Below are 11,838 nucleotides of genomic sequence, written 5' to 3'. Positions count from 1 at the left end.
CGATCGGACCGATCGTCGCCTCGAAATGACGGTCAAGCCCTTCGCGTGGAGCAATACTCCACAATGAGCTGAGAGAGCGCCGCCACAATCGCCTGATCCGCTTCAGCAGAGGCAAACAATCGAAACTGCGCATCCGGCAAATCCGGCAATCCTTGCTCCGCCCCCAGAGCCGCCAGTCCCTGCCCCAATTGACTGACCGTCATGGGCGCCACCGCGAAACCAGCCAACGCCGCCGCCCGCAGCCCGGACGTGCTGGTGCATGACATCGCCGTACGTTGGGCGATCCCCGCCTGAGCCAGCCGCCTCAGCGCGATCTCACGATAAGGACAGGGCTCAGGAAACAGCGCCAGCGGTAACGGTGTCGGTAACTGAGTGACGGGTTGCGCCGACCAGGCCCACACCAGCGGTTCTTGCCACAGCAGCAACCCCGCTTCGCTGGTTTCGCACAGAGAACCGATGACCAGCTCAAGATCGCCTTGCTTCATCAGGTTCAGCAACGTGCCAGGAATGCCCACCTGCACGTCGATTTCCATGCCCGGGTACTGCGCCGCGAAATCCTGAAAAGCCCGCAGCAATCGCGGTTCGACAAAATCCTCCGACACCCCGATCCGCACCCGTCCGTGAAACGGCGTGCGCGTCAGTTGCGCCCAGGCATCACGGTTCAGCGCGAGGATCGTCCGCGCATAAGCGATCAGGCGCTCGCCATCGGGCGTCAATTGCTGGGAACGGGTCGTACGCGTCAACAGCGGTTTGCCGACCTGTTCTTCCAGTCGCCGCAAATGACCACTGACCGCAGACTGGGTCAGGTGCAGCTTTTCGGCTGCGCGACTGAAACCGTCTTCATCGACGACGGTGACGAATGTTTTTAACAACAGCACATCGAACATAGTTCTATTCGTGATTAATGGCCTGTTTATTCACGATTTATATTCCAAATAAAACTATGTTGCAATGATTCAACTTCCCCGCCCGAGACACGCCATGACCACCCTTCTGCATATCGAATGTTCCCCGCGCAAACAACGGTCAGCCTCCCTTGAAGTCGCCCGCGGCTTTATTGCGCGCTATCAAGAAAACACCCCGGACACCGAGATCATCACCCTCGATCTTTGGAATATGGTTTTGCCGGAGTTCGACGAGCTGGCAATGGACGCCAAATACGCCGGGCTCAATGGCACGCCCTTGACCCCGGCGCAGCAAGACGCCTGGAACACCTTGAAAGACCTGGCCGGGTTCCTGCACCGCGCAGACGTCCTGGTGATGTCCGTGCCACTGTGGAATTTCAGCATTCCGTACAAGCTCAAACACTTCATCGATCTGGTGTCGCAGAAAGACATTTTATTCAGCTTCGACCCGGAACGCGGTCTGGAAGGCATGCTGCACAACAAAACCGCCGTGGTGATGTACGCCCGCGGCCTGGATTTTTCGGCGCAGTCGATCACGCCAGCGGAGCGCTTCGACTTTCAGAAGCCCTACGTGGAAGCCTGGCTGCAATTTATCGGCGTGAGCGATGTGCACTCGGTGATTGTCGAGAAAACCATCCTGGGGGAAGACGTTGACCTGAGTGCGCGCAAGGCCGCGACTCAGCAGGCCATGAAGCTGGCAGATAGTCTCGTGCTATAAACTGACCGCGGTACGTTAAATCGTAATGAGAAGGCTGCGTTCGCCCGTAGCAGCTGCCCCATACACAACCGCCTTTCACCACCTCAAGCAAGAGAACCCTCATGGCAAATCGCGACATCACCTTTCTCCCCGACCCAGACCCGGAATCCATCTCCTCCGATGTCGCCGGTTTCGGCGGCCTGTTGGTCTCCACTCAAATCCCCACCCGTGCCGACGGCAGTCTGGAACTGGGTGGCATCGCCGAGCAGAGTGAATGCACTCTGCAAGCGCTCAAGGTAGCGTTGGAGCTTGCCGGCAGTTCCATGGACCGGGTGCTGCATCTGACCATCTACCTCACTGACATGGCCGATCGCGCCGCCTTCAACGAAGTCTACAAGCGCTTCTTCGCCAAGCCCTGGCCGGTTCGCGCCGCCGTTGGCGTGGCCTCATTGGCGGTCGAAGGGATGCGCGTGGAAGTTACCGCAATGGCGGCCAAGCGCTGAGTCTGCGGACTTGTCCGGTGGCCCAGCTCCAGCGAGCGGTCGCCACCGGGCCATTCCCGACGGCAGGTTTTGCGCCGTCGGGCGATCCTCACCGGGACTCAAAAAGCGGCTATTTGACCAGCCGTTTTTCCTTGGAAGGCCTATAGCCGAAGTACGAGCTATAGCATTTGCTGAAATGACTGGGCGACACAAAGCCACAGGCAACCAGCACGTCTACCTGGGACAGCTCTGTGTGCTGGAGGAGTCGACGCGCTTCGGTGATGCGCAGCTCCATGTAATATCGCTGCGGCGTTGTCCCGAGTTGCTCCTTGAACAAGCGTTCGAGTTGTCGCCGGGAACGGCCGGCGTAAACCGCCAATTGCTCCAACTCCAGAGGCTCTTCGAGGTTGGCGTCCATCAGCTTGACCACCTCTCGCAATGGCGCGCTCACACAAATATTTTCAGCCGGTTTGATGCGCCGGTAGCGAGACTCCTCGAAAGCAAGAATGTCCTCGATCCCCTCGACCAGGGCTTTATCGTGCAGTTCCTTGATCCAGTCCAACGCCATATGGAATGCCCCAGAGGGACTGGACGCGGTGAGCCGGTCTCGATCAATCACATAGGGCTCACTGGTGACGTGCGTCGCCTTGGAGATTTCCGCGAGTGCGGGGCGATGTTCGGGGTGAATGGCGCAACGGTATCCATCGAGCAAGCCTGCGCTGCCCAGGAACCATGCACCATTCCACAACCCGGCCAGACTGACACCCTGATCTGCCGCCGCTCGCAACAGGCTGATGAACTCATCAGTCGCCTTCAGTTCTGTCCTGTAGCCGCCGCAAATGACTAGCAGGTCCAGGTTGTGAATGGCTGAAGAATCGATACGTGCATCCGGCCGAATGACCAGGCCCAAATCGCTGATGACCTCCCCCTCATTCAAGCCGAACGTTCGGGAAGAGAACAACCCGGGGCGCAGCAGATTCGCGGTAACAATCGTATCCAGCGCTTGCGTGAACGCGGGCAGCGAGAAATGCTCGAGCAGCAAAAAGCCTGCCCGAGTCATTCGAGCAGGCTCGCCAGGGTTTTCATTCAGATAGCGGAGGTTTTTCCCCTTCATGCCTCCGCTGAATTGACGTCGTTCGATCAATGTTCGACCCACTCGGTTACGTTAGCCAATCTGTCATTTGGTGCGCTTATAAGGCGTCATGCTACCTGCACAAGCTCACAAAGCCCTAGGGGTCGTTCTCAATTAGTGCGCAAAAGCGAACAAAAAAAACGACAGATGGCAATGGCTGAAAACGGCAAGCATTGAACCGCGTCATAAGGCTGAAAAACCCGAACTCCTTCCATACCGCTGAATCCAATTTATAGGCCAATGGAGGTAAGCGAAATGAACAATGATGACCGTGTGAATGACGACGAATCAGAAACGACCTCGAACGTCCCGCCTACCGATACGTCTGGCAAACCCGACGATGTGGTCGAAAGCGAGCTTGAGGACAGCGACAGTGACGCCGAAGGTGTGAATCAAACTCACACTCAGGAGCTGGAGGCTGAAGAGCTCAGGCGAAAAATAGCGGAGATAGAACGCAAGGTGGCGGACGGTAATTAGCGAAGGGGCGAGGCCTTCGGATCGCCTGTCGACGATGAAACTTGCTCAAGTCACAGAGGAAGCGAACGGTCTTGAATGACTCGTTTCATCACCAGGGTGGAAGTCAGGCGCTGAACGTTAGGCAACGTGGAAAGGCGCTCATCGTAAAGCTGCTGGAACGCTGGCAGATCTCCGGTGACGACATGGAGAAGGTAGTCCGGCTCTCCAAAAAGCCTTTGAGCCTCCACTATCTGGGGGATCGCCTGAAGCGCTACCTCGAATGCTTCAACCGCCCGGCGATCGCCCTCGCGAAGCGTCGCAAACACCATTGCCGAAAAGTTAAGGCCGAGCGCGGCGGGAGCGAGCTGTGCGCGATAACCCAGAATCACGCCTGATTCCTCCAGGGCACGCACCCGACGATGGCATGGGGACAGGCTAAGACCTACCCGCTCTGCCAGCTCAGTCACCGACAGGCGCCCGTCCGCCTGAAGCTCGGCAAGAATTTTCAGATCAATCCTGTCCATATAGAAGAATCTCCCTAAAAGCGATATCCAGACTGGAATAATAGAGAAAATATTCTAGCCGGTTTCAATTATTCTTTCCGTGAACTTTATGGCTGATCGTCCGTACTTTTTGAAAAAAGTCGGACCGACTCTCAATGTCTGCGAGATAGAAACATGCAAGTACCCGTTGAAATAAGAAGGTGGCGAATATGACCCTTAGTGTTCTCGCCGCATTCTGGGCTGTGTCGTTTTTGTTTGTGATTACACCGGGGGCGGATTGGGCGTACGCGATATCGGCGGGGTTGTTTGGGCGTGTCGTGATGCCCGCCGTGGCCGGGCTGTTGATCGGGCATTTAGTCGCCACGCTAGTCGTGGCGGCCGGTGTCGGCGGACTTGTTGCGAGCAACCCCATTGCCCTTTCGGTGCTTACCGTGGGCGGTGCTGGGTATCTGCTATGGCTGGGCATCAACATGCTTGTGCATCCCTCGGTTCCTCGCGCGGGACAAGTCCAGGAATCCGCCTCCTGGGCGCGCTGGACCTTTAAAGGGCTTTGCGTGAGCGGCCTCAATCCCAAGGTCTTTCTGCTGTTCCTGGCGTTATTGCCTCAATTCACTGACCCGACAGCCTCTTGGCCGGTGCCGATGCAGATCATCGCGTTAGGCCTTCTCCACGCGTTCAGTTGTGGCGTGGTCTATCTGCTGGTGGGTTTTGGCTCTCGAGTCGTGTTGCAGGCACGTCCCGTAGCGGCTCAAGTGGTCAGTCGGCTCTCGGGTGCGGTAATGATCATTATCGCGGTGCTGTTGTTTATCGATCAGATTTTGCGCTGATCGTTTATTCATCTCGGAGGAAAAGATAATGAGTGACACCTTCTCGCCTTACGGCAACAACGAAGTGTCGAATGTGAAATCACGTATCCGGATTCCTCATCTGCAACAGATGAAAGTGCGGGGTCAGAAATGGGCGATGCTGACTGCCTACGACATGTACACGGCCACGATTTTCGAAGAGGCCGGCATTCCTGTTCTGCTGGTGGGCGACTCGGCATCCAACAACGTCTACGGTTATGAATCCACGCTCCCCGTCACGGTTGACGAGCTTATTCCACTGGTACGCGCCGTCACCCGATCAACCCGTAGACCTTTGGTGATTGCCGACCTGCCCTTCGGCTCCTACCAGGCCTCTGCCGAGCAGTGTTTCCACACCGCCGTGCGCTTCATGAAGGAAGGTGGCGCCCATGCGGTGAAAATCGAGGGTGACGTTGAGATGCTGCCGCAAGTCGAGAAACTCACCCGCTCGGGGATTCCGGTAATGGCTCACATCGGCTTTACCCCGCAAGCCGAGCATCAACTCGGTGGCTATCGTGTTCAAGGACGAGGTGACAATGCGCAGCGACTGATCGAGAGTGCCCGCGCCTTCGAGACCGCCGGCGCCTTCGCGCTGCTCATTGAAATGGTGCCCGCTGAAGTCGCTGCACGCATCACTGCCGCCGTTTCGATTCCTACCGTCGGCATTGGCGCCGGCAACGGTTGTGACGCTCAAGTATTGGTTTGGCAGGACATGGCGGGGTTGCGCACCGGGCCTCTGCCCAGGTTTGTCAAACAATACGCCGACATGCGGGGCGTGCTACTCGGGGCCGCGCGCGACTTCACCGGCGATGTGCAAGCGGGCGACTTTCCAGGGACCGAGCATTCCTTCTAGTCGACAGTACAAGGGACTTCAATGAAAAGCTTCAGACAGCGTGCAGCCGAAGGGCTTCAAACAGGTGACAGCTTCACCCTCTCCCGCTGCTTCACGCAGGAAGATATCCAGCACTTCGCGCAGATCTCCCGCGACTACAATCCGGTGCATCTCGATGCGCGTTTCGCCGAAGCCCGACGCTTTAAAGCGCCGGTTTCTCATGGCCTGCTGACGGCCAGCCTGATGACTGAAATCGGCGGCCAGATTGGCTGGCTGGCCTCAGCGATGACATTCCACTTCAAGCGCCCCGTTTATCCAGGGGATACCGTCACTTGCCATTGGCTCATCAAGGACATCGATGAAAAAGGTCGTGCGACGGCGGTTGTCACGATGACCAACGAGGACGGCATTACCGTGCTGGAAGGAGAAACCAGCGGCGTTTTGCCTGGCCCGCAGGAGCGGGAAATCATGAGGCAGATGCTGGCCGAGGGTGATTCCACAAACAGTGTTGTGCGCTCCGATAAATGATTGCTTTGGGTTGTGGACTCAACCGGTCGATACAACAGATTGCAATTGGGCCAAAACCGGTCAATATCGCTCCCTTTCGTCTACCCTCACAAAGCGCCAGGCCTGCCTGGCGCCTCGACATTCTTTCGTTAATACACCGGAGATTTTCCATGCTCAAGCGTACCCTGGCATTGGCCGTCAGCTTGATCCTGCCTTTTTGCACCCTGTTGGCGCAGGCCGCCGATACGCTGAAAGTCAGCGCGATTCCCGATGAAGCCCCTACCGAACTGCTGCGAAAGTTCAAGCCGCTTGGCGCCTATCTGGAACAACAGTTGGGCATGAAGGTCGAGTTCGTGCCCGTGAGCGACTATCCGGCCGTGGTCGAGGCGCTGGCCACCGACCGAATCGACCTGGCCTGGCTGGGCGGCTTCACGTTCGTGCAGGCACGCCTGAAAACCGGCAATGCGATTCCGCTGGTACAGCGTGAACAGGACGCCCAATTCACCAGCAAATTCATCACCGCCGACCCTGCCGTCAAGTCCCTCGCCGATCTCAAGGGCAAGACCTTTGCCTTTGGCTCGGTGTCCTCCACATCGGGCAGTCTTATGCCGCGCTACTTTATGCTCAAGGACGGCATCAAGCCTGAAACCTACTTCAGCCGCGTCGGCTACTCCGGTGCCCATGACGCCACTGTCGCCTGGGTCCAGGCCGGCAAAGTGGACGCCGGGGTACTGAACGCCAGCGTGTGGGAAAAACTGGTCGCCGCCGGTAAGGTCGACACCACCAAGGTCAAAGTGTTTGCGACCACTCCGGCCTACTTCGACTACAACTGGACGGTGCGCGGGACCCTCGATCCAGCGCTGGCGGCCAAGATTAAGGCAGCCTTCTTGGCCCTCGATCCGGCGAAGCCTGCGGACAAGGGGATTCTGGATCTGCAGGCCGCCAGCCGATTCATCGAAACCAAGCCTGAGAACTACAAAGGCATCGAGGAAGCCGCACGCGCCGCCGAACTGCTCAAATGACATTGCATCTGACCCAGGTCAGCCTTACCCACGCCAACGGCGTCCAGGCGCTACGTGGCGTGGACCTGCACATCGGTGCAAGCGAACAGGTCGCCATCATCGGCCCGTCTGGCGCGGGCAAGTCCAGCCTGCTCAACCTGCTGGCCACTGCCCTGCGACCGGGCAACGGCGAGCTGCAGGTGCTCGGCGAGCGAGCCTGGCAGCTTTCTGCCCGTCAGCGTCAGCGTCTGCGCGCGCGCATCGGCCTGATCCATCAAGCGCCCCCGCTGCCACCGCGCCAGCGTGTGATCACCGCGGTTCTGGCCGGAAAGCTGGGTCAGTGGGGTCTGGGCAAGAGCCTGCTGAACCTGCTGCATCCACTGGATATTCCGGGCGCACGCGCGGCATTGGCCAGGCTGGACCTGAGTGACAAGTTGTTCGCGCAATGCCAGCAATTGTCCGGTGGACAGCTGCAACGCGTGGGCATTGCCCGCGTGTTGTACCAAGCGCCTGAGGTGTTGCTGGCCGATGAGCCGGTATCGGCCATGGACCCCATATTGGCCCAGCACACGCTTTCGGTGCTCTGCAGCCATGCCCGGCAGCACAACGTCACCCTGGTCGCCAGCCTGCATGCTGTGGAGCTGGCCCTGGCGCACTTTTCGCGCATCATCGGCTTGCGTGATGGACAGATCCTGTTCGACCTTCAGGCCAGCGAAGTCGACCGTGAGTTGCTCGACAAGCTTTACGCCAACGAACAACTGCTATCACCACCGATTTTTGCTCCGGCGCCCTTGAGTGTGCAGATTCCCCGATGCTGACCCGTGATACCCGAGATCCGGCCACCCGGCCCCGCCTGCTGCTCACCTTACTGGCCCTTGCCCTGCTGTGGCCGGGCATCCACTTCAGCGAATTGGACCTCAGCGTACTGGTGGCGAGTGACAGTCAGAGCGAGATGGGCCGGTTTGTCTCAGCCTTCTGGCCACCGGCCCATGGCGAAGAGTTCATTGAGCTGTTGTTGCAAGCCACCCTGCAGACCCTGGCCATCGCCACGGCCGGCATGGCCCTGGCGTTGCTGTTGGCAGTCCCCGCCAGCCTGCTGGCCAGTCGTGCTTTGTCGCTGTCTGCGGCCTCCCGTGCCGGCCACCCGAGCTATTGGGGCCAACTGCTGCGTTGGCCGATACGCGGTTTACTGATCTTCCTGCGCAGCGTGCCGGAAATCGTCTGGGCCCTGCTGTTCGTGCGCGCCGTCGGCCTCGGCCCGACTGCCGGGGTACTGGCCATTGCCATTACCTACAGCGGCATGTTGGGCAAGGTCTATGCGGAAATTTTCGAGTCGGTCGACCAGCGCCCGGCCCACGCGCTACTGCAATCGGGTAGCGGTCGGATCGCAGCCTTCTGCTACGGGATCCTGCCCAATGTCGCTGCGGAGCTGCTGTCGTACACGGTGTACCGCTGGGAATGCGCAATCCGCGCCTCGGTGGTGATGGGCTTTGTCGGTGCCGGCGGTCTGGGCCAGCAAATGGATCTGTCGTTGCGCATGTTCGCCGGCGGTGAAGTGGCCAGTTTGTTACTGACCTTCCTCGTGCTGGTGCTGCTCGCCGATCAACTCAGCCGTCTGCTGCGCTGGAGGCTGGCATGAATCGCCTGATCAATCTGGCACTGCTGCTCTGCATCGGCGCAGCGGTGATCGCCTCGTTCATCTACCTGGGCATCGACCTCGGCGAACTGGGCGGCACCGGAAACCTGAAACAGATGGGCGCTTATGCGCAGCGCTTTCTCAGCCCGGACCTGAGCCCCGGCCATCTGCAAGCAATCGGCCACGGCGCGTTGGAAACCATTGCCATGTCTGCCCTTGGCACCCTGCTCGCGGCGGTATTCGGTCTGCTATTGGCATTGCCCGCGGCCGGACGCTTCGGCTGGCCATTGCAGAGTGCATCGCGCCTGGTGCTCAACGCCTTGCGCGCGGTTCCGGAACTGGTGTGGGCCGCGCTGATGGTCCTTGCCGCTGGTCTGGGCCCCAATGCCGGTACCCTGGCGCTAGCCCTGCACACCACCGGCGTGCTCGGCCGACTGTTCGCCGAAGCGCTGGAAAACACCCCACCGGAACCCGCCGAAGCCATCCGCTTGCAGGGCGGCAACGCTGTATGGGCTTTCTGTTACGGCACCCTGCCCAACCTGTTGCCCCAGCTACTGGCCTACGTCCTGTACCGCTGGGAAAACAATATCCGCATGGCCAGCGTGCTCGGCTTCGTCGGCGCCGGTGGTTTGGGGCAAATGCTCTATGTCAGCCTCAGCCTGTTCCAGGAAGCTCAAGCCAGCACGGTTATTCTGGCCATGCTGCTACTGGTATTCGCCGTCGATACATTGAGCAACTGGAGCCGTCAACGGTGGGTCAAAGCCTGACTGCTTCAGATGCATCTGCAAGGTGCCCGGCAATCGTTCAGTGGGTCTTCGAAGCTATGCAAACCCGAGGAACGACAGGATAACCACGACGATCACAACGACCCCGACGATGTAGATGATGTTGTTCATGAAGGCCACCTCTCAACCTGGACAGGACTGCGACACGAGGGTGCTACAAATACAAAGTACTGCACCTTTGCGCGCAATTCCATTCGGAACACACATAGGCCCCGCTCTCACCGAAACCTTGGTTTGACGCCGGGGAAAAGGACGACGGATTCGTTTTCCCTGAACGTCAGCCCGGGGGATTTCGGCCAGTCACGACAGCCTGGGCCAAACGCGGCCTCCCAAAACCAAAGGGTGCACTCAGTTTCCCCGACCACCTATTGATCGCGGTCTGTCATCGGCTGGTGGTGCTGAGGTGTTGGGCGTGAAATATAGGCCTATGATTTATAGGGACTTTTAAAAAAAGTCGGAATCGGTAGCGCAGAGTTATCTAGAGACTTCTATTATTTCGTTATCGCCGAATCCGGTCTAATCACTGTTATACGTTAGCGACAAAGCCAGGAGAGTAACATGTCGATAAAAAAAAGAACGGCCTTACTCCTGCTGGCTTTTAGCTTTTTCGGAGTTACAAGTTGTGCCAACATAAGAAACTATTCAGAAATCTCAAGCGAAAGAGACAAGAGCATTGTTTCTGATATTGACTATTATGACTTTGCATACAATGTAGATGTTATTGTGCTTCCTGCAGAAATAAAAAACAAAGAAAATGTAAATATTGACAATGGCTTTTCAGGTGAATTACAGATTTCAAATTGGGGGAATACTATCAAGAATGCGACCCAGAAAGAAATTCATGACAGTGATCGCTTTATCGAATTTGGACATTACAGTGGGCGCATTGAAATAAGCACAGAAGTATCTTCAGTATCTGTAAGCAACACCTGGGGTGGAGTCCGAACGAAGTGCAACGTTGTTTACACATATAAAGATTTAGTGGCAGGAAAAACACTCTCCAAGCATGATAGCGCCATTGAAGTAATGACACTCTCCCCCACCCTACCAAAATCAAGTAATAGTGTTGTTTACAGCTTTGATCAACTTACATACGCCATTGCTCGCGAGGCGATTATTGGCCTCATTCGGTTGCCGCCCATTGCTGATATTCAGCTAACACAGAAGCAAGTGAAATTTTACAACTCGAACATAAAAAGAAAATCCAACCAAATTATCAGCTACGTTCCAATTGACAATCTTGTTCGAAAGAATAAAAAGGAACTGGACTCTGCTTTTTCAACGACTAAGAAAGTGCAAAAAAGTAGAAATAAATTGGCGAATAAAAACAAATCAAAAGTTAGAGTAGAGACCGTCTCTGCTCCCGCTGCCCCCACCCTGAAATCTAACACAGCTAGTGATACACCCACCGCAAACACCGCTAAATCGAGTGAAAACTCTGTCAATCAGAACTCAAGCCAGGTTACGACTGAAACCAAAAAGGACGATAGAAGTTTAGGTGGCATTGCTGGTTCACCGGAGCGCTTGAAGGATGGCACCGTTAAAAACGACGAACCCAGTTATGACGGCAGTGGATATATAACCACGCCGGGGCACTATCAACCTCAAAACGAGGTATCGGCGGAACAAGAAAAAGCAATGGATGCATGGATCAAGGAGGAAAACGCAAAGTTACTGGGAGCGACTCGCGATGCCGCTTCACCTCCCGGGCACACAACCATACCACGACTCTATCAACCTCAAATCAAGGTATCGGAAGAGCAGGAAAGAGCAATGGACGAATGGTTGAAAGAGGAAAAAGCAAGGTTACAGGGAGCGACTGACAATGCCGCTTCACGTACCGGGTACACAACCATACCGCGACTCTATCAACCTCAAAACAAGGTAGAGGCAGAGCAAGAAAGAGCAATGGATGAATGAAAGGGCAATAAAGCAAACTCCGCAGCCAACGCCAAAGAGTGCGGACCGGAAAATCGCAGCAACTTTTGAACCGTTGCTATTTATCCGTAAATGAAACACCCCATCGGTTGCCTCCAGCCTTTGGGGTGCAATTCATC

At 56.8% G+C, this 11,838-nt stretch carries 14 protein-coding genes; 11 read left to right on the top strand and 3 right to left on the bottom strand.

The genetic code is table 11. The features are described 5' to 3' along the window. Window positions 1-32: 32 nt before the first annotated feature. The gene (locus ACQKPC_RS05290) at window positions 33-887 is read right to left on the bottom strand and encodes a LysR substrate-binding domain-containing protein (protein WP_427623447.1); all 855 of its coding nucleotides are present in this window, start codon (window positions 885-887) and stop codon (window positions 33-35) included. Between the two features lie 94 nt (window positions 888-981). On the opposite strand from ACQKPC_RS05290, the gene ACQKPC_RS05285 reads away from it, so the two are divergent. Further along, window positions 982-1,623 carry an FMN-dependent NADH-azoreductase gene (locus ACQKPC_RS05285; protein ID WP_427623446.1) on the top strand — a complete coding sequence of 214 codons (642 nt, stop codon included), beginning with the start codon at window positions 982-984 and terminating at the stop codon, window positions 1,621-1,623. Window positions 1,624-1,724: 101 nt separating this feature from the next. Continuing rightward, window positions 1,725-2,105 carry a RidA family protein gene (locus ACQKPC_RS05280; protein WP_008011788.1) on the top strand — a complete coding sequence of 127 codons (381 nt, stop codon included), beginning with the start codon at window positions 1,725-1,727 and terminating at the stop codon, window positions 2,103-2,105. 109 nt (window positions 2,106-2,214) lie between these two features. Here ACQKPC_RS05280 and ACQKPC_RS05275 read toward each other — a convergent pair whose 3' ends face one another. Then, the gene (locus ACQKPC_RS05275) at window positions 2,215-3,228 is read right to left on the bottom strand and encodes a GlxA family transcriptional regulator (protein WP_177409358.1); all 1,014 of its coding nucleotides are present in this window, start codon (window positions 3,226-3,228) and stop codon (window positions 2,215-2,217) included. 243 nt (window positions 3,229-3,471) lie between these two features. Between ACQKPC_RS05275 and ACQKPC_RS05270 the strand changes: the two genes are divergently transcribed. Then, the gene (locus tag ACQKPC_RS05270; protein WP_427623445.1) at window positions 3,472-3,693 is read left to right on the top strand and encodes a hypothetical protein; all 222 of its coding nucleotides are present in this window, start codon (window positions 3,472-3,474) and stop codon (window positions 3,691-3,693) included. A 50-nt stretch (window positions 3,694-3,743) separates the two neighbouring features. Here ACQKPC_RS05270 and ACQKPC_RS05265 read toward each other — a convergent pair whose 3' ends face one another. Further along, window positions 3,744-4,196: an Lrp/AsnC family transcriptional regulator gene (locus tag ACQKPC_RS05265; protein WP_008073172.1), complete on the bottom strand. Its 453-nt coding sequence runs from the start codon at window positions 4,194-4,196 to the stop codon at window positions 3,744-3,746. A gap of 188 nt (window positions 4,197-4,384) precedes the next feature. Between ACQKPC_RS05265 and ACQKPC_RS05260 the strand changes: the two genes are divergently transcribed. The 8 genes from ACQKPC_RS05260 to ACQKPC_RS05225 all read left to right on the top strand — a co-directional run bounded on the left by ACQKPC_RS05260 (window position 4,385) and on the right by ACQKPC_RS05225 (window position 11,701). Continuing rightward, entirely contained in the window at window positions 4,385-5,002 is a 618-nt protein-coding gene (locus ACQKPC_RS05260; RefSeq protein WP_427623443.1) for a LysE family translocator, read from the top strand. Window positions 5,003-5,030: 28 nt separating this feature from the next. Further along, the gene (panB, locus tag ACQKPC_RS05255; protein ID WP_427623442.1) at window positions 5,031-5,873 is read left to right on the top strand and encodes a 3-methyl-2-oxobutanoate hydroxymethyltransferase; all 843 of its coding nucleotides are present in this window, start codon (window positions 5,031-5,033) and stop codon (window positions 5,871-5,873) included. A 21-nt stretch (window positions 5,874-5,894) separates the two neighbouring features. Then, window positions 5,895-6,380, top strand: a complete 486-nt coding sequence (locus tag ACQKPC_RS05250) for a MaoC family dehydratase (protein ID WP_427623441.1) — start codon at window positions 5,895-5,897, stop codon at window positions 6,378-6,380. Between the two features lie 149 nt (window positions 6,381-6,529). Continuing rightward, a complete protein-coding gene (locus ACQKPC_RS05245) occupies window positions 6,530-7,381 on the top strand; it encodes a putative selenate ABC transporter substrate-binding protein (RefSeq protein ID WP_427623440.1) in 852 nt (283 codons plus the stop codon). Further along, window positions 7,378-8,178 (top strand): phosphonate ABC transporter ATP-binding protein, encoded by an 801-nt coding sequence (locus tag ACQKPC_RS05240; RefSeq protein ID WP_427623439.1) that lies wholly within the window; start codon window positions 7,378-7,380, stop codon window positions 8,176-8,178. Before ACQKPC_RS05245 ends, ACQKPC_RS05240 begins: the two co-directional genes overlap by 4 nt. Continuing rightward, the gene (gene phnE, locus ACQKPC_RS05235; protein WP_427623437.1) at window positions 8,172-8,999 is read left to right on the top strand and encodes a phosphonate ABC transporter, permease protein PhnE; all 828 of its coding nucleotides are present in this window, start codon (window positions 8,172-8,174) and stop codon (window positions 8,997-8,999) included. Before ACQKPC_RS05240 ends, phnE (ACQKPC_RS05235) begins: the two co-directional genes overlap by 7 nt. Beyond that, entirely contained in the window at window positions 8,996-9,763 is a 768-nt protein-coding gene (gene phnE / locus ACQKPC_RS05230) for a phosphonate ABC transporter, permease protein PhnE (protein ID WP_427623436.1), read from the top strand. Before phnE (ACQKPC_RS05235) ends, phnE (ACQKPC_RS05230) begins: the two co-directional genes overlap by 4 nt. Before the next feature lie 576 nt (window positions 9,764-10,339). Next, window positions 10,340-11,701, top strand: a complete 1,362-nt coding sequence (locus ACQKPC_RS05225) for a hypothetical protein (protein ID WP_427623435.1) — start codon at window positions 10,340-10,342, stop codon at window positions 11,699-11,701. Window positions 11,702-11,838 lie beyond the last annotated feature (137 nt).

The organism is Pseudomonas sp. NPDC089918 (genome assembly GCF_050280605.1).
GTDB lineage: Bacteria > Pseudomonadota > Gammaproteobacteria > Pseudomonadales > Pseudomonadaceae > Aquipseudomonas.
The sequence above is the reverse complement of the archived record's forward strand: the minus strand, read 5'-3'. Positions and strand labels throughout refer to the sequence as shown.